This is a genomic window from Verrucomicrobiia bacterium, assembly GCA_019694135.1.
In the GTDB taxonomy this organism is placed as follows: Bacteria; Verrucomicrobiota; Verrucomicrobiia; order JADLBR01; family JAIBCM01; genus JAIBCM01.
Map to the genome: position 1 here is coordinate 423,778 of JAIBCM010000001.1, position 22,426 is coordinate 446,203.

Consider the following 22,426-nt stretch of genomic DNA (forward strand, 5'->3'; position numbering starts at 1 on the left):
ATGTCACTTAGCATTCTAACCCAAAAAGTAAGACTATTCATTCGCTCAACGAATGCTGCAGATCCGCGGCTTTTTGATGAGCTGGCGTTGGAACTTTTTCATTTCCATTATCGTCACAACCCCGGCTATCGCAAATATTGCCGGCAATTGAATCAAACTTCACACACAGTTTTTCATTGGCACCAAATTCCAGCCATGCCTCAGACTGCATTCAAACAGGCTAAAACTTGGCTGACTGTTTTTCCTAAACCCGAAGCAAAAAATTATTTTGAAACCAGTGGCACTACTTCAGTGCGAAAGGGTAGACATTATTTTAAAGATCTTGCTCTTTATCATCTGGCTTCAGCAGCCGGCTTTCGTTTCACGTTTCAAAAACATTTCGATTTAAAAAAGAAAGTTCTTTTTCTCTTTTTGAAGGAATCGCCTCAAGAAACCAATCACTCGTCACTTTCCTATATGTTTCAAAACTGGAAACGCACTTTTGGAACTACATCCAGTCGCTTTCTCATTTCCCAAAACCATCTTGATATCGCAAGCTTGACTAAAATTGTGAAAACATCTCAAACGCCCATTTTTCTTGCGGGCACGGCTTTTGCTTTTGCTTCTTTATTAGATAAAAAATTTTCTCTCCCCAAAGGCTCGATAATTATGGAAACTGGCGGATTCAAAGGCAAAACACGAAATATTAACAAAAAAAAATTTTACCAAGCGCTTCGTAAACAATTTCAAGTGCCAGACAAAGCTATCTATAATGAATATGGCATGACCGAACTTTTTTCCCAAGCTTACGCGTGTGGCGCTACGGGTTATCATCAATTCCCCCCCTGGATGCGTTTTCGCATTTTAAATCCTGAGACCCAACAACCCGCAACTCCTGGCAATTCGGGAATTATCGAATTAATCGATCTCGCCAACACGCAAAGCTGTCTTGCCATTCAAACCCAAGACTTAGGCATCCAACATGGCAACCGACTTGAATTACTCGGTCGTATCTCACCCGAAATGCGTGGCTGCTCTCTCACTGCGGAGGATTTATTAACATGAAACCTTTATTAAAAAAATTGGCCAAATTCCTTAACCAACATCGCGTGTGGCCCGATGCTAACGAAAAAACTTTGTCCCAACTCATCAAACTAGAATTGGGTCACGCTGATATTCTATCTCAGCCGTGTCGCATAAGCAAAAAAGTTAAACTTCGAGCTCACGCTCCAAAAACTGTTTTACTCATTTGCGCCGGCAACTTGTCCGTTGCGGTTTGGCAAGCGCTTACACGACTCGCTTTACTCCAGGTCAAAACTGTTTATCTCAAACCTCCCACATCACCCTATCAACAAGAAATTAAAAAAATTGCCCAGCTTTTTCTGAAAAATCGTTTTATTCAAAACTTGCATTTTATTCAAACCGTTTCCGATGCCACAATTCGGAAAGCTGATGCAGTTATTGTTTACGGTAACGACTCTACCCTAGAAACTTTTCACAAACGCGTTCTAAGAGAAAAAAAGAAAAAACGTTTCGTGGGTTACGGCCATAAACTTAGCTGCGGCATTATTTTTTCTCAAGACGTTAATCTTTCAACCGCCAAAAAAGTTACCATCGACTTCCTCACCTACAACCAAGAGGGCTGTTTATCTCCTCACCTCTTTTATGTGTTGGGCAATACCAATCAATTTGCTCACTTACTTGCTCAAACCATTAAAAAAAATTTCAAAAAATTTTCTCTTCCTGCCCTAACTTCGCAACAAAAAGCACAGATTTTTCTCACACGCCAGGAAGCGCTTTTGCATAAAAATAAAATCTTCACGCCGACTGATGATCTTAACACAACGTTGATCATTGAAAAAAACTCCAATCTCAAAACTTTCTGCCTCCATCGCGTGCTTTATCTTAAACCAGCCCGAAATCTAGCTCACGTCACAAAACTTTTATCCCCCATCCGCCCCTATCTGTCGACTGTTAGCATGTCACGAGTTCAACCCTTCGATTGCGGTGCCACCCGATTTTGTCCCATTGGCCAAATGCAGTTTCCCTCACTTTTTTGGAAACAGGATGGTTTTGGCGCCCTCAGCGAACTGGTTACATGGGAAACGATTGAATGAAACCGAATTTATGGTAAAGCCTTCCCTTGATGAAAATTACGTTGGTTAAAAAATTTGATTTTGAAGCAGCACAATCTTTGCCCAATTTTCCAGGCGATCATAAATGCCAAAAATTGCATGGTCACAGTTTCACCGTAGAAATTTCTGTTACGGGCGAAGTTGATCCAAAAACTCATCTTCTTTACGACCACGCTAAAATCAGCCAGGCCATCCAGCCACTTCTTGAAAAATTGGATCACGCCTATTTGAATGATATCCCTGGCTTGGAAAATCCCACACTGGAAACCATCGTCAAATGGTTATGGGACAAACTCCACCCCCAACTCCCTGGTCTTAGCGAAATTAAATTACAAGAAACACCTCGCGCCTGGTGCATTTATCGTGGAGACTAATTCACTATGTCACCTTTTATTGGCTATGCTCTATTGGGACTCATTGCCGGATTTGCCAGCGGCTGCTTCGGCATCGGCGGTGGCGCAATTATTGTCCCCATTTTAATTCTTCTCTTTCAAGTGCCTTATCACGTTGCGGTGGGCACCTCGTTAGCGCTTATCATTCCTATTTCACTGGCCGGCACACTTACCAATTTTACTTTGGGAAAAATCGATTGGAAAATTTTTTCGGCTTGTTGCATTGCAGGCATCATCGGCGCAATTCTTGGCGCGCTGCTCATTCAAAAAGTGCCCGCTCTTTATGCTAAGCGCGCTTTCTCCATTTTCCTCATTTACGCTGCGTGGCGACTTTGGTCTAAGTAGACGATTGATCCACTATTTTTTTCAACATCTGAAAAATAGCCGCCAACCCAAAGAACGCGATGACTGCTACTCCTTGTTGCCCTCTTGTTCCAAACAAAAAAATAAAACTTTGCGCCATCATCAAAGAAATAAAAATTCCTAACAACAAACAAAAGCCCATACCCAAAATTTTACTACGATCCATCAACCCCACAAAATGAATCACGGCATCAGACCCCTCCTTCTGTTGCCCCACCTTTAGCATAACTCCCCACAACCCCAAATTAATGACTGCTGACAGGAAACAAGAGAAAACAGCGCTGCCCCATTGCCGTTGCGAAAGTGAAAATAAAAACCAACCGCATTCAAACAAATAAAGAAAAAACAGCCACTGTCTCAAGCTCCTTTGCCAAAACAAAAGAATCGTCGCCCAAATTAAATTCACCCAACTCAAAAATAAAAGACCTTGCTGAAAGCCTTGCCACAAATGCTCACTATCTGCATCAAACTGAGCCGGAATCATATAATCGCTCAGCACCACTCCTCCCAAAACAACTTGAGCAACAAAGGCAACTGTTGTGAAAAAAATGCCAATCGGCGAAATGCTCACCGCACGAAATCCCCACAAATAAAAAGGAACGATTCCCAAGCGAAATCCCCAACCCGAGATAAAACAAAAAAGGGCAACCTTTTGATGCCATCCCGTAACAATTCCATAAAGTCCTAATCCCAAACACAAAGTCGTTAAAAAACCAAGTGCATGCATCACCTTTCGAAAAAAACGATTCTCAGAAATCTTACGATGAAACCCAATCAAACGAACCAACCAAAACCAACCCCATTCCCAACCTAAAAATAAAACCAAAGGATTACCACCCAACTCGGTCAAAGCTGCCGAAAACCCTATCCAACTCGCAACCAACTCTCCATAAAAAATAGCGCCTCGCTTACCTAAACGCGCATCCTTTGCAAAAAAAACCGCGCCCGCACCCAATAACGCCAAACAACCTCTTGCCCAAGCGGCTCCTTCATGAACGCGATAAGCATAAAACCATTCCCACCCCGCAACTAAAATAAATAAAACAGCAACCCAACACCCAAGCCATCGATTGCGCTCGCGTTTCAACAACGTTGCACGATAACGATAATCGTAGCCGCCAACAACAAGAGTGCCCAATAAAAGTAAAAGCGCCGAAATCATACCGCCTCCAATCGCAGCGATCGCTTAACAAATAAATGCTGACCCACACGCCAATAACTCAAAATCAAAAACAACCAACCCAATAAAAAACCCAACCCAACGATCGCACCCAAACTTTGCCAAAAAACAAATCCTTCATAAACGAATGCAATCGCTAATCCCCCCGTACTCATGAAAAATCCCAACTCTTTACTCTCACTTCGCTTCCCTTCCCATTCGCTTAAAAAAATCGATCCAAACCGTTGAGTATTTTGAGCCAAAATGCTAACTAGCGCCTCTCCTAGAAATCCCAAAACAACCACCTCATAAAACAAATTAACGTGAAATTCCTTAGCACTCACTAAAATAAAAAATCCCAACTGACCCAGCAACCATCCCTGACAAACCTGCCGAATCGTTCGACCACTTACCGCCTTGGCTCCACCGTAAAGCCAAAAAAGTGATCCCAGCCCAACCCAAAACCCGGGCGGAACATACATTGAAAACATCGGCTGAAATCGTAAAAGTTGATAACCCAAAACCACCAGCCAACTCGCTGCAAAAAAATAATAAAATCGCACAGCCAACACCCAACTCAAAATCCCAGCAAACACCCAAGCTGCTAAAGAAACCAAATCACTCCGAGCAATCAAACTCAAAAGAAGCCCCAATACCTTCAAGCAAGACCAAATATAAAACTCATTTTTTTGCGAGCCCAAAAAGAAAGAAAAAAATAAAACCATTGTTCCTAAGCCCAGTCCCAATAAAAATGGCATTTCATCCACCCGCCCATTCATCGCCAACTGTTCCCAGATCAATGCCCACATAACTCAAAAATAAACCAAAGCCAACCCCATCAAACCCAACAAAGCAACTCCAATACTCATCCAACCAAAACTTTGATGCAAAAACTCCAAGCGTTGAACCATTAACCTCTCCAAACTTTTACCCATTTTAAAAAGTCCCGCACCCGCTCTTTTCTCTACCGCCTCCGTAAAAAACCCTCCCCAAAATTGTAATACAACCAAAATTTTTTGCATCCTCACCTTTCTAAACGAATTTCCTCTTTGCCCAACGAAAAAATTTCTAAGATCTTTTTAGCTCAACGACTTCTCCTGTCATCCTCGGGCTAGCTCTACAACTGTCCGAAGTTCTTTAATTATCTTTTATATAGCTAAGAAAAAACTTCTTGTCATTCCCGACTCGATCGGGAATCCATTCTTTATTCCCCTGGATCCCCGGGTCAAGCCCGAGGATGACAGGAGACCAGGTCCAGGGTGATGAAAGGCTTGGTGCTTCCAAGCTTTTTACCTAACTGCTTATCCTGCTGTATCCTACGTCTCAAAAAGCAACTATAAGAAAATCTAATACATTGTATAAGAGATACTTATAGTTAATTTTTATCCTTTTTTTCTTGCTAATTTTATGTGTGGGAGTCATTTTTGGTGTCATGAAAAAACAAATCATTCTTTTTTGTAGTTTTATTTTTAGCGTCGCCGTTGTTCGTGCTGGAGATTTGACAGTAACGGGCAATTTGGATGTGCAGGGTAATGTTTTAAATTTGGGTTCGTGGCAGGGGCAGACCAATGAGGCGGGGGTGAGTTTGAATTACACGGATTATCCGGATGATGAGTATGGGGAGTTTCGCTTTAGTTTGAATCCGACCGACGGCCGGTTGGACTTGGGAAAGGTGGAATGGCAATAATAGTTGGTTGCCGATGATGCGTTTGGATGTGGATCATTCGTTGGTGCTTTATGATTCTTATGGTCAGTGGAAGGTGTGGTTGGTGCCGGGTGGGAACAATTCTGTGTTTCAGAATTCTTTGACGGTTAATGGTAATAATAGTGTGATGCCTAATCAGTCGCTTTCGGGTGATGGCAGTATTCTGACTAGGAAGTTGGGTGATGGGCGTTATGTAGCAAAAGGAGCAGACAAAACGGCTTTGGGTTATGCGACGGCGACGGGTTTTTCTGCGTTTGCGGCGGGCAACCAATCTTTGGCAAGTGGAGGAGCCGCTGTAGCGTTGGGAGAAAAGACGATTGCAAGTGGGGATTTGTCTTTTGCGGTGGGAGGTTTTGCTACGGCTAGTGGTTATGGTTCTGTAGCGATGGGTGAAACGGTTACAGCAAGTGGTGAATCGGCTTTTTCTTTGGGTTTAGGCACGATTGCTCAAGGCATGAATCAAGTGGTGGTAGGTCGTTATAATGTGGCTCAAGGTTCTGCCGAAGATTGGGTGGCTACCGATGATTTGTTTGTGGTGGGTAATGGCACATCAGCCAATCAACGCTCGAACGCTTTCACGGTGAAGAAGAACGGGGATGCAGTGGTGAAAGGCAATGCGACGGTGAAAGGCTATAGCTATTTTAATGATATTAATACCGATAACATCAGCGCAGGAGGCGATGTGATGGTTTCAGGTGTGACTGAGATGATGAGTAGCGCTTATGTTGGTGGAGATTTGCAGGTGAATGGCAAACTTTATTTGCAACCACAGGGCGATGTGCCGATGGGGCAGTTTAATCAGTAACGGCAGTGATAAGTGACTGGTAACTAGTAACAGGTGAAAAACAAAACCCAAAATCAAAAAAGAAGTAGCACAGCCATCTTGGCTGTTAAAGGGTGTTGCCGTTTTGTCGTTAAGCCGTTCCTCTTGTCACTAGTCACCTGTCATTTGTTATTCAGCAGCGGCGTTTCCGCTGCGGTTCCCCAATGGTGGATTACGCGCGGGGTGATTGATACGAATTTGGCTGCTGACAATTATGGGCCGGTGAATGTGGGACAGCTCAAGCATGTGGCTTACCAGGCGGCTTTGGAGTTGGAGGAGAAGCTCCCTAATGGCGCGGGGGATTGTTTGGATTTGGTGGAGAGTTTTTCTAAGACCAATGGTAATTATGCGCCGGTGAATGCGGGTCAGTTAAAATATGTGGCGAAGTTTTTTTATGATCGGCTAATTGCGGAGGGTTATACGAACAGTTATCCTTGGACGGAGACGAAGGCGGATGACGCGAATTTTGCTTTAATTAATCAAGGTCAGTTGAAGTTTGTTTTCAGTTTTGATTTGGATAAGTGGAAGCCTAAGCCTCCGAATTGGGTGGATGAGGATGAGGATGGGTTGGATGATAATTGGGAGTTGGAGAATTTCGGAAATCTCACACCAGAGCCCGATGACGATATGGATGGCGATGGGATTCCCAATAGCCAGGAGCAACAAGATGGCACCGATCCCAATGAACCGGATGAGGATCCTGAGAATCCTCTGCCACCCATGGCTTCCTACGGGTTAATTCATTGGCAGCCTGTGAATCATGAACTGGGCGATAGTGACTCTTTGTATGCCACCTGGCAAGTGTTCGTGAATGATAAAGGCCAGGCTATTGCTACGACAGCAGGTCAAGGTGTCGGGGTTTGGACAACAGCGTTTGCAAAAGGTTCTGTCACCGCTGAGTTAGAAGATTATATGTGTTACAATTTTAATAATAATGGGAAAGCCATTTTAGAGAGTCCCGCTGAGGAAGGAGAAGAAGGAGACGGCTTTATTTATCAAGTCTGGGATTTTGAAAGTGGCGACTTTACCAGTGCTCCTCCCATTAATTCACCTCCTTCGTTGCTGCCCGATGATTTGGAAGAGGTTTATTCGATGGATGTTATTATTGATCAGATTATTTGTGAGGGAAATATTGAAGAAAAGACTTCTCTTTTAGGCATCAACGATCCAGGCAGTTTAGCGGGCACGACAGTGTTCCAATGGCGAGTGAAATATCACAGCTATTATTATGATCAGGTTTCAAAACAGTGGAAACAAAGCAATGGCGAAAAAATCATCAACGATTTCAGACCCGTTTATTGGCCGCAAAGTCAGATGGGTAATGCTATGGCAGTCAATGAAGATTTCATGGAAACTTATAGCTATCTTCACACCGCCAATATTAACAATCAAGACGCAGTGGCTTTAATGAAAGAAGGTAGCCAATTTTTATACTACCATCATGCCTCTGAAGAGCCTCAAACTCTCGATCTTCCTTGGGACACGCGCTCTCGATTAAACAACGATGCTCAAGTTGCAGGCAGTTTTTATCAAGGCAAAAGCTATGCCACCGTTTCCCAAGCCAATGGTCCCGTGCAAGCCTTAGGCAAAGGTCAGGCTATCGGCATTGCTCCTCAAGGCGAGCTCATTACCGGCTCACTGTTTTCAGGACAGCAACAACAAACCCTTCTTCAAGAGCCCATAAATAAAACCCCCGCTCTATACCAAGCTTCACTGCGTCAGCCTACAACCCAAAGAGAAAGATTTCCTGCAAAACAAAGGCCTGCTTTAGCAAAAAATCTTCAAAATGTTCCTTTAACTCCCCAGCAAAACACAATCTATGAAGAGGCCCTACTTTGGAAAAAAAATCAAGACAATGGCAAGTATGTGCGTCAAAAAGTAGAAACCATGCTAGAAAAAACAAGCTTAGCCCAGGATTGGCACGTGCAAACACTGCATAATCCGAATAAATATGGTATTATGGGAGGCGTGGGCTACTATAAAGATCAACCGCAATATCTTACTATGATCCCCGTCGAACTCGGAGTTGATGCCAATCGGGATGGAAAGATTGTGCTTCTCAATGAAAAGGATAAGCCAGACAACGTCGGCGAAGAGGTCGATCAGACTAAACCAGACAAATATTTTAGGTTTTGGGCCAATGAGGACGACGATACTGATAATGAAGATGAAAATAGCGATAGCATCCCGATTGTGTTCAAAGATAGCGACGATATTAATATAGATAGCAAGCGCGACCTAGAAGACTTTAGCCGACTATGGGTTTACTTAAAAGGCGTTCATGAAATGGTTAAAGGCGAAGATGCCATGCTCGTCGGTTTGAAATGGAAAGACACTACGGGAAATCCTGCGATTCGTTTATTTGAAGCTTATGAACAAGACGGTGGCACAAATTATTTATCGAATGACTCAGTAGCCACTCAGCAACGGCAAGGTAAATATGGCACAGCGGTGCAAAATCAAAATGGCGAAGCTGTAGTTTCAGGCAGCGACATCTTCATCTTTTATCCTGAAGTGTGGGAACAGCTAGATGAAGAGAATTATAAAAAGTATTTCTTGTTCGAGGGTGTCAGCGAGGGCAAAGGAAAATTACAAATTGTTTTCTTAGACAAAAACCAAAACGAAATCGGTGAAGCACCCCCAATCTATTTGGAAATTACCAATATCAAAAAGATGTATGAACGTTTCAAAGCAACACCGGAAGACGCTAATTTTCCGCCGCCATTTGAAATCGATACAAATCCACCTTTTAACGATAACTCCGCTTCGTTCGTCTCCGATCCTAATGGCAATCCATTTCAAAAACCTTGGGATGAAAAAGCTCATTGCACTGTTTTTGTGCATGGCTGGGATTTAAATTATGATGAAAGTTATAATTTTGCTGAGACACTATTTAAACGAATGTGGCAACGCGGTTATAAAGGTCATTTTGTTGCCTTTCGTTGGGACACTTATACTTTTTCAAAAACCACTTTTAACCGCAGCGAATATCGCGCTTGGAAATATGGCAAATCACTGAAAGATTGTGTTAACAGTTTAAAAGGTCAATTTGCCAATATTAATCTTACCGCTCACAGCATGGGCAATATCGTAGCAAGCTCTGCTTTGAAACAAGGACTGAGCGGAATTAATAATTATGTCATGATGAATCCCGCCATCTCAGCGAGCGCCTACGATCCAAGTCCTTATCTAAATCAACCTGGTTGGGGAAATAATACAGAAGATTTGTATCGAGGTTTTTTACAAGGAATTTCAGCTAATACTAAAATTTTTAATTATTACCTATCCGAAGACTTTGCTACTGCAACCGCGTGGAAAGCTAATAATGCTCTTTATAAACCTAATGCTGGAGTAAATTTAAATCGTTCTTACCAATATAATTCTGATAATGAGGAGACAACTTTAACAACTTTATATAATGCTAAGATCAGAGATGTGATTGATCCCCACGAAAAATTATCTTTTGTTTGTGCTTCAAGAACCAAGGCTTTAGGAGCCGAGGGCCAAGCCGCTGGAGAAATAGATGAAACTTTTGATATGGATTTAGCCTATGGCTTTGATGAAATACACAGTGCTCAATTTTATTGGAATATTCAAAGGAAAGTAAAAAGCAAATCCGTTTATGATTTTTACGGCACATTATTGGACAATTTAGGAGCACCGAAACCATGAAAACAAAATTATTATTTTTCCTCCTCGGAGTTAGTGCGTTAATTTTATTAAAATTTAATTTTTTAACGGATGCGATCGCAGCAGAAAAAACGCAAATCAATCGTCCTCCGCCAGGTTATAATCCTAGTAATTATTTTCTTCCTATGAGACCAGGCCTTTATCCAACTCTTGAGGATTTTATGGCTCTGGCAATTAAAACCCCCATTTATTTTTGGGGCAAGGCAGTCGATGAGCAAGGCAACCCGATTGCAGACGCTAAAGTGAGATTTGGAATTCTGAGTAAACTTTCACTTAGAAGCCAAGAGGAAAGATTTACCAAAACAGATAAAGATGGATTATTTTCCTTAACAGATGCTAAAGGAGCTTCATTATCTATTGATGTCTCTAAAGAAGGCTATTATCAAATTAAGGAATCGAATGGAAAAATAGATTATTGCACGCCTCCCACAACAAAGGATCGACCTATTCCAACACCCGATAATCCTTCAATTTTTATTTTAAAAAAGAAAGGCATCGCCGAACCACTTTTAGAATCAGGCTTGAACAAAGACCTTCCAACCAACGGCACACCAGTTGAGATTAATTTACGAAATATCAAAGGAATCGTGAAAGATTCACCCGATTTAATTATTCAATGTTGGATCAACGGATCGATTTATGATTCCAACGGAAATTTTGGGTTCCCATGGAAAGCGCGTTTGACGATGCCAGGCGGTGGGTTAATAGAGCGAAAAAATGAATTTGATTTTGTGGCTCCAGAAACAGGCTACCAATCAGTCATTGATTTTGAACATCAATATCCACCAACAGGAACGAATCGATATACTAGATCAATTAATAAAGATTATTTTTTAAAATTGCCTGATGGTAAATATGCACGTGCCGAAATCGATATTGAAGTGGGACCTGAAAATTATATTTTAACTAAATCTCTGCTCAATCCATCGGGCTCTCGAAATTTAGAATATGATGAAACTAAAATAATCAGACCTTCTCCCTAGCCGTAAAATAATTTTAATATTTAAATCGCCTGGCGACGGACAGAGAGCGCCACCCCAGTTTTTTAATTATAAACTAACCATGCCCCGCTCCGGCACTGCGCCTGCTAGAAACAGATAAGGCCTGGCAGTTTACGGGGTGATTTTACGGGGTCGACTCTTGATTATTGATGTCGTCGTTTACGGGGTCGACTCTTGATTATTGATGAAATAAGACAAGTTGGAATCAACTAAAACTTGCCGGCGAATGACCTGCCCAAAATGCTGCGCAATCGCTGCAGGCGGGCGCGAATAGGTTCGAAAATTACTGACTGCTGAGGGATGCGAAAATGGTACAGGTAAAATATTCGTATGATTAGGGAGATTAGGGGATAGTTTTAAAATTTATACCTTTGGTATAATAATTGAACAATTTTGTTTATTAGTTTATTTAAGTTGTTTATTTATAATTACTTGATATTTTATAAATTTTCAGAAAAAGTGGGTCTTAAAGCTGTCTTTTATTCTCAAAGATTCACTGATTTTCATAGATAGTCAGATTGGAATGCGAAATTAAATTTCGATATCTATATGACAACTGTGGCAGGTGAAGCCGGCGCCAAAGGAGGTAAGCCAGAGGTGGCGAGTGGGTTGGGATTGACGCAAGTGTTCGGATAAAGCGAAAAGTATGGAGGGGCTGCTCATGTTGCCAAATTGGTGAAGGACGCGTTTGCTTTCAGGCAAATCATGAAGTTTCAGTTCTTTTTGAATTGCAGCCAAAACTAAGCTTCCTCCGGGGTGGGTCAAAATGCGATGGGCGCCATTTAATCCATTTTGTTCGTATAATTCCCGAACTGTTTTTCCCGCAAGCTGTGGCACGGCGACGTCTAGTCGGTTGCGAAGTTTTCCTGCCACATTTTCGAAACGCAATAGTTGACGGTGCTTCGGACGATGTAAGGAGCTAAAACTATGGCAGCGAATTTTGGGGCACTGTGGATTGGTCGATTTCCCCGACCATAGACTCGCACTTGCGCCATCGCCAAATAAACAGAGACTAATTAATACGCCGGGATCGTTATCTATATAAAAAGCGGCGGAACAAATTTCTACAGCTAGACAGGCCACGTTTTTTTCGGGATGTGCGGTGGTGAGTTGTGAAGCAAGCTGCAGCATAGGAATGGCCGCTCCGCAGCCTTGTCCCACGAGGTCGATGAGTTGGATGTTCGGTCGTAAACGGAGTTGTTCCGCAATATGGCTGGAAAGACCGGGGCAAAGGTAGCCGGTACAGGTGCAAACGATTAAAGCGTCAATTTCATTGGCTTTTAATGCCGCGCTGTGAAGCGCTTTTTGTAAAGCTTCCGTCCCTAGTTTGGGCGCTTCTTTTTCAAAGCGTTGGTTAAGCGCTTGCGCGTCGTCGGTAAAAAGTTTTTCCCAATGTTCCACGGCAAAATGGCGTTTGTGAATGCCTTGGCCTTTCAACAAAATTTTTTTTAAAAGTTGTTGAGAGTCGGGAGCTAATTTTTCCAGTGTTTGGGAAGCGTTTAATAATTCCCAGCATTCCGATTGGGTAATCGAATGCGATGGGGTGACATTTTCTAAAGCAAGTTGATACATGTTAACGCACCAGATGAAATAAATGAGCAAAGGGCAAAAGCCGATAAGTGTTTAACCAAGACAATATTTTTTGACCCCACGAATTTAATAAGAAAGGATGCAGCCAAGTCGCATAACGCATAGGTCTTTGGAATTGTCGATCTAATCTCTGCTGTACGCGCGTGACGCAATCATCCCATGAAATATTTTGTTTTGCAAATGCTACAATCGGATCCCAAGCCAATGAAGCCGATTGCAAAGCCATACTCATGCCGTGTCCCGTGAAAGGTGGAATCATGCGTTCGCAATCGCCTAAGAACAAAAGCCCTGGACTTCGTTTTTGAGAATTTAGTCCACACTGAAATCCTGCAACGGCTACTTGGGAATGGGGTCGTGGCACTGCGAGTTTCACTCTTTCGGCCAGGTCAGGTAGCCCGGCAGCTTCTAAATGAAAGTTGATTGTGTTTTCAAAATGGCCTTCAGCTTTCGTGCGACGAAAAAGTCCGCAAAGATTTATCCATCCCTCCTCGACTTGCGAAAGCCCGACATAACCGGTTTTGCCCAGGTGCATTTCCAGGTCGCTAGCTAGTTCTAAATTTTTTAAATGAATTTTTAAGCCATACCAATCACTGCGCGGCACTCTTACACGACCTATCGCCAAAACTTCTCCTTCCTGTCTCGAGGGCTCCTGGCGTTGGTTACCATGCAGCTCCCCTCCCCATTCGCGCAGATGTTGGGAAAGTTTGTGATCCAGATAAAATCGCGATAATCCCAAGGAGGGGGTGGGCAAGGTTGCAGTGATCAATTTTTTTTGTTTGAGCCACCATGTCACGGTTTGATGAGAAACGGCTTGTTGCAACTCTTTTTGGAATCCTAGAGATGCGAGAATGTTTTGACCTGTAGCGCTTATCAATTCTCCACAAACGCGATGTCGGGGATAATATCCTGCCTCGATCACTTCCACAGGAACTTGTCGCTGTCGCAGACCAATCGCCAAAGCAAGCCCAGCCAAGCCACCTCCTAAAATGCGAATGGAATTTATTTGTGCCATGCGATGAAACGATAAGCGCCACGCCACGTCTGGCTTAGAGTTATTGTCCAATGTTGCGGATCCCATCCCATCGCTTGAGTTAATTCACCATCTCGGAAACCTGCTTTCACGCTCAGGCTTGCGTCATGACGAGTCACGCGATTCATGCCGAATGAAGTCAAGAGGTTAGCTTGCCAAAGATGAATTTTTTTTCGCACAGGTTCCACCGCAATAAAATAACGACAGTTTTTTTGAATGCGCTGCCCCAACTCAGCAAGCTGGGACAAAGAAAAATGGTGCAAAACTAAACAGGCAATAACTCCCTCGACTTTTGACCATTGATCCCATTGCCAAAGATTACCCTGTTGCCAATCCCACGCCGCTGGCCATTGCTCGGGTCGCGGAGCAAAATCCAAACCGGTAACATGACAATGATTTTTTTCTATTGTGCGTGCAAGTTGTTTGCCTAAATGACCATCGCCCGCTCCCACTTCCACCCACTGGTGAATATGAAACTCGCGTTGGGCTCGCTGAATTTGTTGCAAAAGCCAGGAAGTATTTCTCATTGCGGCATTCACACGAACCAAATCCCGCCGCGATGCAATAGCATCAGTATGATGATGTGGAAGAGTGTCCAAAATTTCCGGTGTCAATGACCTAAACACAAAAAGTAAATTAAAACAGACATAAAAACTGTCAAACGAAGTCTATTTTTACTCATCATTTCAACTTCCCAATCATTGACAAAAAAGCAATCGTTGTTATATTGATTAGTTTGGATAAGTGAATTTCAACCGAGGAAATTTGAATGAAAAAAATATTTTTTGCCGCTATCTTTTTCCCTAGTCTTCTCTTACAGACTCAAGCTCAAATTGCTATTAATAATTTAGGCCAAGTTTACACTCAAAACTTTGATTCATTGGGAACTAACAGCGTCAATTGGACCAATGAAGTTACGATTCCTGGCTGGCGATTTGTTCAATCTACTAATGCAATCGATGCAGGATCGATTACTACCGCAACGGTTACTGATGGAAATTTATTTCTATTTTTTGATGGAATGGCATTTAATTATGGCGCAACAGGCAATCCAGATAGAGCTTTGGGCAGCGCGGCAGGTCCTATTTTAGGTCTTGGCGCTACCAATGAATTCTTTTTTGGAGCGCGATTTGTCAATTCTACAGGCAACACGATCACTAACGTAAGCGTTTCTTATTTTGGAGAACAATGGCGCGATCAAGCTGCAACTCAGCAAACCTTGCGTTTTTTTCACCGCGTAGGAGGCACCGATTTCTTAGGCGATCCCAATAATGTGGGATGGATTGCAACTCCTACCCTTGACTTTACCAGCCTACAAAACATGAATGCCAACATGAGTTTAAATGGCAATGCTCCTGCTAACCGAACTAATATCATTAACAACCTTTCCGTTACAATTGCTCCCAATGAAGAATTCTGGATTCGATGGTCTGATACGGATGATCCCGGCGTTAATAACGATCAACTCTTGGGTATTGATGATCTATCCATCACTTTTACAGGAATTGCGAGCGGCAATACGAATAATCCGCCTTCACCTAACACCAATAATATTTTAAACGTCAGCGTAGAACTTAAAAAGCCTAACCCTGCAAAAAAACTCAAGTTCGCTCAAAAGGGATTCAAAGTAAAAGCCTGGTTGCGCAGCACCAATACCTTAAGTAAGGCTTCTTTTGCAGCTTTTGGAGGAAGCGGCACGAACGCGCCCACGAATTTAACCTTTACCGATTTTGGCACTTTTAAAATCTTAACGAAAGGCAAACTTTTCAAGAAAAAAGGAGTTAATGTTCTTGCAAAAACTAAGGGCAAAACCAATAAAGCCGGTATTGGCATTCCCGCAGGCTCTTCACCAGTCACTCTGGTAATCAAAGTCGATGGCCTGCAAGGCACCAATGCTGCCAGCGCGCTGGTTACTAATGTCTTTTCAGATGTTATTGTAAAATAATTTTTACTAATCGAATGAAGCCCGTATGAAAAATTGTGGGCTTTTTTTATTATTATTTGACTTCGCTCCAAATCTAAATACATTCCCGCCAATTATGAAAAATTTATCTCTCTATCTTGGATTTATTGTAGCTGTTACTTTATCTTCGTTTTCGACAGCTCAAGCCGAAATTGGAATTGATGGCTTGCCTTACTTTTATGCAGAAGATTTTAATCAACTCGGTATCAATCCTGGATTTCCTTACCCTTGGGAAGACAATGTGAATCGGGTTGGATGGTATTGGATAGAATCCACAGCTAGTGGCGATCATACGGTGCCAGCATTGATTGATAATGATGGCTCCAAAACACAGCCGGCTCCTTACTATTTTGGCACCAGCACCGAGGTTGCTTTAGGCGCTATTCCTGGCAATGGCTTGAATTATGCCTGGGAAATAAAATTTTATAACAACAACTTTTTAAATATTACCAATATTGATATTTCGTTTGTTGTGGAACAATGGAACGATAATAGTCTTACCCCACAATCCCTTTCACTTTTTTATTACATTGGCAATAATTCAAAACCGGAACCGAATGAATGGATTCCGCTTTCTCATCCGGGCCTAACTGCTCCACAATCTTCTTCTCAAGGAATTTTGAACGGTAATTTACCCTCTAATCAAAATCTAGTTTCCATTAACTTACCTTCTACGGCCATGGTAGTAAATCCAGGACAAAGATTTTGGCTGCGCTGGGAATATCGCAACAACGGAGGCAACTCCTATCCTGGCCTTGGCATTGATAATCTCACCATAGATTTTCAAGGAGAAAGAGTTCCTATTTTTGCCGAGTTTACTCGTCCTCGGGGAGACACTTTTTTAAGATATAGAAGTAAAAAAGGATTTAAGATCAAAGGCAGAATTGGTTTAGAAGAAGGTGTTGAAACCGAAGGTAAAGGGAAAGGAAATGATGCTCCCAAAATTAAACGCATTTCTTACGCCACTTATCGAACCGAATCGGGTGAAACCTTAATCCCAGCTGATTTAGAATTCACTGAATTTGGCCGATTCAAAGTCCTGCACAAAGGTAGACTTTATCGCAAAGGTTATCTTGCAGTTTTTAAAACGGGTAAACGAAAAAATCGTGCAGGTCGCGGCTTAAAAGGCTCGGCTCCTCTTCATATGGCTTTCAAAGTGGAGTACGATCGCATGGGTCTTGAAAACACCGTTTACTATGCTCACACCTTTTTTGAGCCAGAAATTAAATAATTATTTCAACAGAGCTCTTAAAGATTTCTGTAAACTCGATCGCGTGGCAGAATCCATGCGATCGATAAAAAGAATTCCTTGGAGATGATCAAACTCGTGCTGGATAGCGCGAGCAATCAGTCCCTCGCCCTTCCATTGAACCACATTTCCTTCTAAGTCCTGAGCCTCCACTTCAACTTGCACAGATCGGGAAATATCCGCCGTAATGTCGGGGAAACTCAAGCAACCTTCTACATCGACGTAACGTTTCTTAACGATCTGAATTTTGGGATTAACCAACACCATCGGCATCCAATCTTCCAAAGCGACTTCTTTTTCTTTTACCCAAAGTCGAGAGGGACGATTTTCCAAATACGGCACATCTAATACACATAGTTGCAAAGCCTGCCCTACTTGCTGCGCCGCCAAACCAATCCCCATGGCATCCCGCATCGTATCCATCATATCCTCAGCCAAAGTAATAATTTCAGCCGTAATAGAATGAATGGGTTCACCTTTCTTCCTCAAAATAGGATCGCCGTATTGAACAATAGGTAAAATCATGGTTTTTTCGCGGGCTCTGTAAAAGCCGGAATATTTTCAATGCCCGCCTCTTTAAAAGCATCTAACACTTTAATTATCAAACCAAAATCCGCTTTTTCATCTGCTTTCATAGCAACTGTCCTCGCATCTTTATTTTTTTTATTCCGCTTCAAACGCTCAGCTAGCTGATCCCATGCAATTGCCTCCTTTTCCCAAAAAAGTTTATTGTCCTCAGTTACATAAATCACAATCGGCTCTTTTAATTCGGCCGCCGCGGCTTGTTTCGATTCAGGCAACTGAATCTCGACCGCCGGCTGCTCTTGCTTAAAGGTTGTCGTTACAATAAAAAAAATGAGCAACAACACTAAAATGTCAATGAGCGACACAATATTAATGACGGGCCTTCGCTGACTGCGTTGATAAAAAGCCATAACATTATTGAGAAGAAGAATTACGCGAACGATACCAATGACTCAAAAACTCGCCACATAACGATTCCATTTCCGCCGCTAAACTTTCCACCTTTTTACTGTAATAACTCCAAAAGGTTAAGGTCGGAATCGCAATGACCAAACCCGCCACCGTCGTATTCAACGCCTCAGAAATACCGCGCGCTATCCCCATGCCTTGCGTCGACAAGCCTTGCACTCCCACATTTTCAAAAACTTTAACGAGCCCTGACACCGTCCCTAACAGCCCCAGCAATGGAGCTACCCCCACAACAATCTCCAATAAAACCAAACCACGTTCCAATGTAACAATCTCGTGACGCGCCTGCATTTGCAACGTTTCCGATGTTTCGCTTTTTGAAAAATCCTGATGATTAATCACTAATTTAATCAATCGCGCTAAGGAAGATTTGCCTTCCGTAGCTTTTAACAACAACGTTTGCTCTTCCCGAGGAAATTTCAGAATTAAATCCACAAGCGCTTGAGGCGACACTCGATTTCGTCGCAAAGCAATACCCCGCTCAATAATAATGGTTAACGCTAAAACCGAACATAAACCCAGCGGAATCATAAAAAGACCGCCCTTTAATAAAAAATCAATCGCTGCCGGATTCCAATTCATATGCTTGGCATTAAACCGTTTTTCTTAACTTCTGCAAATCTTTCCGCCAACTTCATGACCCCATCCTTTAATAAATCGTAAAACTCGCTTCCAACATCAAATGTTCGCCTACCTGTTGCCGAACGGCATCAGAAAATTTTTCGTAAGGAGCGCAAATTTGCACGGAATTTTCAGAAACAGTTTTCAACAATTCGCTGCCCACAGTTTGATTCATGACTTCCATTTTTTCTAAAACACCATCGGAACGAATCCAAAACCGCATTTGCACCGTCCCATAACTCAACAAACTGTTTTGTCGGCGAACCATAAAGCGCCATTGCGAACCAATCAATTGATAAACTTTCGCTTTGTAGCGTCCCAGCGGCGTTGCCTCGGCTTCTACGCTTGTCTCGCCCAAAGCGGCCTCTCCCCCTTGCACAGCCGACTTTTCTTGTCGAAATGAAAGCGGCGCAGATTCCTGTTGTCGCGAAACGGTTTTTGCCAAAAAAGCTTCCCTGGCTTTACGCTTTTTTTCTTCAAACTCTGGCGCAGATAAAATCCCTTGCTCACCTGCTTTAACTTCATTTTTTGGAGTTGTTTCAGAAGGTGGTGTTTGGGACGAGGGATTTTGATTCGCCACACTTTCTGGTCTTTCAACAATTTGAATCCCAGGAATATCGCGACCTTGTTGAGTCGGTAGCATAGGATCTTCGTGTCCTGATTGCTGACTGCTCAATCGTGTATTGCGATCCGAAATAAAAGGCGCATGCTCACTCGGCTTTTCCACTTCCAGCATTTCGGCTGTGTCCATAAACCGAGGGAAAGGCTCGATCATCTGCAAAACAGGAGTTTTTTCCGATATAATAGGGGCATTCCACCGAGGCAACCAACCTAACGTAGCACTAACAACCAAAAGCCCATGCAGCAGCAAAGAAAGAGCCGCCGCCAAAAAATAATGATGCGAATTTTGTGACATCACTCTCTAAATTAACCAAAAAAATACATATTTTCCAATCTCTCATTAAATATTATTTCAATAAAAATCGCTTGTTCCTCTTGTTGCGTCGTCTAACTTGACATGAAATTCAGTATGTTAAGACTTTGGACTTTACCTTGGTTCATTTTGTCACTGTTTTTAGGTTCGATTTTGAGCCTAAAATCACAGCAAGTTTATTGGAAAAAACCTACAAATGCTCTCTCCGAAAGAGAAACAACCACTCTAGAACTGGTTTTCGAAGACTGTCAGCCAGACGACACACCCGATTTACCACAAGTCAATGGTTTAAATTTTGGAACTCCTTCTTCCAGCACGCAATATTCCATGGAAAATTTTAAAATTTCCCAACGGGGCGTGCTAAGCTATCCCATTCAAGCCACGCAACAAGGCACTTTGACAATACCTGCTTTTGAAGTTAATACCAGCGAAGGTCCACTTACTGTCGAGGCTCTAACTTTGCAAGTAGGCGCAACCTCTACCCCCTCTTCCCGCCCTAATTCTTCCTTAGATCAAATCGTCTTTTCGCGAATCAACGCCAACAAAAAAAGTGTTTGGTTAGGTGAAGTGTTTACTCTCGACTATCTCCTTTTGCTATCGCCAAATTATAATGCCCAACTCTCTGGCACACTACAATGGTCACCAGTTGGATTGGCCTTAGAAGATTGGACACAGCCCAGTCAAGTCCAAGCCCAAGTCAGCGGCGAAATGCGACAGGGCATTCAACAAGTCGCACACGCTTGTGCTTTGAAAAGCGGGGTTTTAAATTTTTCGCCAGCAGAACAAAAACTAAATATCCAAACCGGCACACAACGCTTCGGCTTTTTTTCACGACCCAAAATGGAACAATTCACAGTTCAATCCCAGCCTTTTACTCTGGAGGTTAAAGAGCTTCCACCAAAACCTCACGATTTCTTCGATGCAGTGGGCCAATTTCAGTTAACTTCAAAAATTGTTCCTCGTTCCGTCACCGTCGGCGAACCTATCACTTGGACCTTGGAATTGGCCGGCACAGGCAACTGGCCGGCAGAATTAACTTTGCCAGCACGTGAAGTCTCCAGCGATTTTCGCGCTATTGAACCCAAATCCAAACTGGTCAAACCCGACGGCAAACCCTTTGAAGGAACTCTCACCGAAGACGTCATCCTTATTCCAACTAAACCCGGTCACTACACCTTGGGTCCTTTAAGCTATTCCTATTTTGATCCCGAAAGATCGACTTACATCAATCTTACCACCGAACCAGTTGAAATCGAAGTGAAACCTTCCAACGCTAACGCATTCGCAGTCAATCCACCCAATTCTTTAGAAGAAAATCTAGAAAATCAGCCAAGCTCAGAAGCGGCTCCCTCCCTACTTCCCCGGGATCCCATCGAAAAAAACGAAGCTCAAGGTTGGGTTCCTCAACCTTCACACTTTTTCTATTTTGCCGCCTCACCTCTCCTTGCTTTTTTCGCTTGCTGGATCACTTTGGCTTTTCGTCGCTCTTGTCTCACCGATCCGAATGCGCCTCGCAAACAAGCGAAATCACAACTTCAACTTTTACTCAAACATTTCTCCACTCATTCTCATGAAGAAATTAATCAACAGCTCATGAGCTGGCGTCATCACACTGCCCAACTTCTCAACATCACCCACGCCACACCGACTGCCGAAGAAGTGCATAAAAAAATCAGTTCACTTTACAACTTTGAAATAGCTGAAACATGGCGACAACTTTGGCAACAAACCGATTCCTATTTATTTTCTCAACAAAACCGTCTCTCTACCGAATGGCAGCAACAAGCACGACAAGCGTTAAATCCCATTAACCTGCCACGTCAATCTTTCTGGCGATTATTTTTACCAAAAAATCTGCTACCCGCTTTCATCTTTTTTTTCTTTCTTGGCTCATCTTTAGTCCACGCCCAAAATGAAACTGATGCTCTTAACGACTATAACCAAGGCGATTTCAAAAAAGCGGAAAACCAACTCACCACCCAGTGGAACCAAAACCCCAACAACTGGGCTGTTAGAAACAATTTAGCGCTTGCTCTAGCTCAACAAGAAAGATGGCCTGAAGCCACCTCGCATTGGATCGCAGGTCGTTTACTCAATCCCAGAGAAACATCCATCGCATGGAACCTGCCCCTCGGCTTGCAACATTCAGAATTTGTGGATTCACCTCAACTTAATTTTTTAAATTCTCACTCCTTTTTTCTTCTCGCTTCTCCCGCAGAATGGCAATGGCTTTTTTTACTAGGAATTTTCGCTTTCACTTTAAGCCTCATTCTGCTCATTTTCCGGCGCTACCGCCTTACACAAAATCAATCCTTCTTCATAAACCGTTGGATTATTTACTTTCTTCTATTTCTCAGCTTAGGGACAGGATCGTTGGCCTGGTTTGGCTGGAAAAATTACGATATCTTAGCCAACCCCAACGCCGCTTTGATCTGGCAAACTGCTCAACTTCACTCCATTCCCACTGATGTTGATGAACAGACCAGTCATGAAATTTCATCTGGAACTTTAGTGATTGTGAAAAAAAGTTTCTTAAACTGGTTAAAAGTAGAGCTAACCAATCAAGAAAACGGTTGGATTCGTCGCGACTCTCTTATCTCTCTCTATCAATCACCCACCTCTTTCTCTGTAAAAAAATAAAATCCCATAACACAGAATTTTGAGTTTGGTCACCAATCAATTATAGGCTAACATACACAAGGTTTGTTTACCGGGTCTATAGCTCAGCGGTAGAGCAGGGGACTCATAATCCCTTGGTCGCAGGTTCGAACCCTGCTGGACCCACTTTTATTTTTTCGC

The 22,426-nt window shown here is 42.7% G+C and carries 21 protein-coding genes and 1 tRNA gene; 12 read left to right on the forward strand and 10 right to left on the reverse strand.

From position 1 onward, the window contains the following. Genes K1X66_02030 through K1X66_02045 form a run of 4 tightly spaced genes read left to right on the forward strand, consistent with a single transcriptional unit; the run spans position 1 to position 2,851 of the window. Complete coding sequence (locus K1X66_02030; protein MBX7157154.1) at positions 1–1,044, forward strand: hypothetical protein; 1,044 nt, start codon at positions 1–3, stop codon at positions 1,042–1,044. Beyond that, the gene (locus K1X66_02035) at positions 1,041–2,096 is read left to right on the forward strand and encodes a hypothetical protein (protein MBX7157155.1); all 1,056 of its coding nucleotides are present in this window, start codon (positions 1,041–1,043) and stop codon (positions 2,094–2,096) included. Before K1X66_02030 ends, K1X66_02035 begins: the two co-directional genes overlap by 4 nt. Positions 2,097–2,125: 29 nt before the next feature. Further along, positions 2,126–2,488 carry a 6-carboxytetrahydropterin synthase QueD gene (gene queD / locus K1X66_02040; protein MBX7157156.1) on the forward strand — a complete coding sequence of 121 codons (363 nt, stop codon included), beginning with the start codon at positions 2,126–2,128 and terminating at the stop codon, positions 2,486–2,488. Between the two features lie 6 nt (positions 2,489–2,494). Beyond that, positions 2,495–2,851 (forward strand): sulfite exporter TauE/SafE family protein, encoded by a 357-nt coding sequence (locus K1X66_02045; protein ID MBX7157157.1) that lies wholly within the window; start codon positions 2,495–2,497, stop codon positions 2,849–2,851. Here K1X66_02045 and K1X66_02050 read toward each other — a convergent pair. Genes K1X66_02050 through K1X66_02060 form a run of 3 tightly spaced genes read right to left on the reverse strand, consistent with a single transcriptional unit; the run spans position 2,844 to position 5,050 of the window. Continuing rightward, entirely contained in the window at positions 2,844–4,031 is a 1,188-nt protein-coding gene (locus K1X66_02050) for a hypothetical protein (protein ID MBX7157158.1), read from the reverse strand. The two genes, K1X66_02045 and K1X66_02050, sit on opposite strands and share 8 nt — an antisense overlap. After that, positions 4,028–4,837, reverse strand: coding sequence for a hypothetical protein (locus K1X66_02055; protein ID MBX7157159.1), 810 nt, complete (start codon positions 4,835–4,837; stop codon positions 4,028–4,030). Before K1X66_02055 ends, K1X66_02050 begins: the two co-directional genes overlap by 4 nt. A gap of 3 nt (positions 4,838–4,840) precedes the next feature. Beyond that, positions 4,841–5,050 (reverse strand): hypothetical protein, encoded by a 210-nt coding sequence (locus K1X66_02060; protein ID MBX7157160.1) that lies wholly within the window; start codon positions 5,048–5,050, stop codon positions 4,841–4,843. 389 nt (positions 5,051–5,439) lie between these two features. Here K1X66_02060 and K1X66_02065 point away from each other — a divergent pair, with 389 nt between their 5' ends. From K1X66_02065 to K1X66_02080, 4 genes are read left to right on the forward strand one after another with little or no spacing between them, the layout of a single operon-like run. Further along, complete coding sequence (locus K1X66_02065; GenBank protein MBX7157161.1) at positions 5,440–5,715, forward strand: hypothetical protein; 276 nt, start codon at positions 5,440–5,442, stop codon at positions 5,713–5,715. A 13-nt stretch (positions 5,716–5,728) separates the two neighbouring features. Continuing rightward, entirely contained in the window at positions 5,729–6,538 is an 810-nt protein-coding gene (locus tag K1X66_02070) for a hypothetical protein (GenBank protein MBX7157162.1), read from the forward strand. Between the two features lie 33 nt (positions 6,539–6,571). Continuing rightward, positions 6,572–10,228 (forward strand): alpha/beta hydrolase, encoded by a 3,657-nt coding sequence (locus K1X66_02075; protein MBX7157163.1) that lies wholly within the window; start codon positions 6,572–6,574, stop codon positions 10,226–10,228. After that, positions 10,225–11,229 (forward strand): carboxypeptidase-like regulatory domain-containing protein, encoded by a 1,005-nt coding sequence (locus tag K1X66_02080; GenBank protein MBX7157164.1) that lies wholly within the window; start codon positions 10,225–10,227, stop codon positions 11,227–11,229. Before K1X66_02075 ends, K1X66_02080 begins: the two co-directional genes overlap by 4 nt. Before the next feature lie 549 nt (positions 11,230–11,778). Here K1X66_02080 and K1X66_02085 read toward each other — a convergent pair. The 3 genes from K1X66_02085 to K1X66_02095 are packed head-to-tail and all read right to left on the reverse strand — an operon-like array spanning position 11,779 to position 14,493. After that, positions 11,779–12,819: a stilbene synthase gene (locus tag K1X66_02085; GenBank protein MBX7157165.1), complete on the reverse strand. Its 1,041-nt coding sequence runs from the start codon at positions 12,817–12,819 to the stop codon at positions 11,779–11,781. 1 nt (position 12,820) lies between these two features. Next, complete coding sequence (locus tag K1X66_02090; protein MBX7157166.1) at positions 12,821–13,915, reverse strand: hypothetical protein; 1,095 nt, start codon at positions 13,913–13,915, stop codon at positions 12,821–12,823. Beyond that, positions 13,837–14,493 carry a class I SAM-dependent methyltransferase gene (locus tag K1X66_02095; GenBank protein MBX7157167.1) on the reverse strand — a complete coding sequence of 219 codons (657 nt, stop codon included), beginning with the start codon at positions 14,491–14,493 and terminating at the stop codon, positions 13,837–13,839. Before K1X66_02095 ends, K1X66_02090 begins: the two co-directional genes overlap by 79 nt. Before the next feature lie 143 nt (positions 14,494–14,636). Here K1X66_02095 and K1X66_02100 point away from each other — a divergent pair, with 143 nt between their 5' ends. After that, on the forward strand, positions 14,637–15,812 hold the full coding sequence (locus tag K1X66_02100) for a hypothetical protein (protein ID MBX7157168.1): 1,176 nt from the start codon (positions 14,637–14,639) through the stop codon (positions 15,810–15,812). Positions 15,813–15,906: 94 nt separating this feature from the next. Then, positions 15,907–17,061: a hypothetical protein gene (locus K1X66_02105; protein MBX7157169.1), complete on the forward strand. Its 1,155-nt coding sequence runs from the start codon at positions 15,907–15,909 to the stop codon at positions 17,059–17,061. Here K1X66_02105 and def read toward each other — a convergent pair whose 3' ends face one another. From def to K1X66_02125, 4 genes are all read right to left on the reverse strand, one after another. Next, positions 17,062–17,604, reverse strand: a complete 543-nt coding sequence (gene def / locus K1X66_02110) for a peptide deformylase (GenBank protein ID MBX7157170.1) — start codon at positions 17,602–17,604, stop codon at positions 17,062–17,064. Continuing rightward, positions 17,601–18,014, reverse strand: coding sequence for a biopolymer transporter ExbD (locus K1X66_02115; GenBank protein ID MBX7157171.1), 414 nt, complete (start codon positions 18,012–18,014; stop codon positions 17,601–17,603). The genes def and K1X66_02115 overlap by 4 nt, the downstream gene beginning before the upstream one ends. A gap of 4 nt (positions 18,015–18,018) precedes the next feature. Beyond that, the gene (locus K1X66_02120) at positions 18,019–18,654 is read right to left on the reverse strand and encodes a MotA/TolQ/ExbB proton channel family protein (protein MBX7157172.1); all 636 of its coding nucleotides are present in this window, start codon (positions 18,652–18,654) and stop codon (positions 18,019–18,021) included. 67 nt (positions 18,655–18,721) lie between these two features. Next, positions 18,722–19,609: a hypothetical protein gene (locus tag K1X66_02125; GenBank protein MBX7157173.1), complete on the reverse strand. Its 888-nt coding sequence runs from the start codon at positions 19,607–19,609 to the stop codon at positions 18,722–18,724. A 114-nt stretch (positions 19,610–19,723) separates the two neighbouring features. Here K1X66_02125 and K1X66_02130 point away from each other — a divergent pair, with 114 nt between their 5' ends. Together K1X66_02130 and K1X66_02135 are read left to right on the forward strand one after the other, a co-directional pair. Continuing rightward, positions 19,724–22,267 carry a BatD family protein gene (locus K1X66_02130; GenBank protein ID MBX7157174.1) on the forward strand — a complete coding sequence of 848 codons (2,544 nt, stop codon included), beginning with the start codon at positions 19,724–19,726 and terminating at the stop codon, positions 22,265–22,267. 72 nt (positions 22,268–22,339) lie between these two features. Then, a tRNA-Ile gene (locus K1X66_02135) sits at positions 22,340–22,411 on the forward strand. Positions 22,412–22,426: the final 15 nt, after the last annotated feature.

Coding starts and splice junctions, on each gene's coding strand:
- K1X66_02030 (MBX7157154.1), top strand. CDS start 1: ATGTCACTTAGCATTCTAACCCAAAAAGTAAGACTATTCATTCGCTCA.
- K1X66_02035 (MBX7157155.1), top strand. CDS start 1,041: ATGAAACCTTTATTAAAAAAATTGGCCAAATTCCTTAACCAACATCGC.
- queD (MBX7157156.1), top strand. CDS start 2,126: ATGAAAATTACGTTGGTTAAAAAATTTGATTTTGAAGCAGCACAATCT.
- K1X66_02045 (MBX7157157.1), top strand. CDS start 2,495: ATGTCACCTTTTATTGGCTATGCTCTATTGGGACTCATTGCCGGATTT.
- K1X66_02050 (MBX7157158.1), bottom strand. CDS start 4,031: ATGATTTCGGCGCTTTTACTTTTATTGGGCACTCTTGTTGTTGGCGGC.
- K1X66_02055 (MBX7157159.1), bottom strand. CDS start 4,837: ATGTGGGCATTGATCTGGGAACAGTTGGCGATGAATGGGCGGGTGGAT.
- K1X66_02060 (MBX7157160.1), bottom strand. CDS start 5,050: ATGCAAAAAATTTTGGTTGTATTACAATTTTGGGGAGGGTTTTTTACG.
- K1X66_02070 (MBX7157162.1), top strand. CDS start 5,729: ATGATGCGTTTGGATGTGGATCATTCGTTGGTGCTTTATGATTCTTAT.
- K1X66_02080 (MBX7157164.1), top strand. CDS start 10,225: ATGAAAACAAAATTATTATTTTTCCTCCTCGGAGTTAGTGCGTTAATT.
- K1X66_02085 (MBX7157165.1), bottom strand. CDS start 12,819: ATGTATCAACTTGCTTTAGAAAATGTCACCCCATCGCATTCGATTACC.
- K1X66_02090 (MBX7157166.1), bottom strand. CDS start 13,915: ATGGGATCCGCAACATTGGACAATAACTCTAAGCCAGACGTGGCGTGG.
- K1X66_02100 (MBX7157168.1), top strand. CDS start 14,637: ATGAAAAAAATATTTTTTGCCGCTATCTTTTTCCCTAGTCTTCTCTTA.
- K1X66_02105 (MBX7157169.1), top strand. CDS start 15,907: ATGAAAAATTTATCTCTCTATCTTGGATTTATTGTAGCTGTTACTTTA.
- def (MBX7157170.1), bottom strand. CDS start 17,604: ATGATTTTACCTATTGTTCAATACGGCGATCCTATTTTGAGGAAGAAA.
- K1X66_02115 (MBX7157171.1), bottom strand. CDS start 18,014: ATGGCTTTTTATCAACGCAGTCAGCGAAGGCCCGTCATTAATATTGTG.
- K1X66_02120 (MBX7157172.1), bottom strand. CDS start 18,654: ATGAATTGGAATCCGGCAGCGATTGATTTTTTATTAAAGGGCGGTCTT.
- K1X66_02125 (MBX7157173.1), bottom strand. CDS start 19,609: ATGTCACAAAATTCGCATCATTATTTTTTGGCGGCGGCTCTTTCTTTG.
- K1X66_02130 (MBX7157174.1), top strand. CDS start 19,724: ATGTTAAGACTTTGGACTTTACCTTGGTTCATTTTGTCACTGTTTTTA.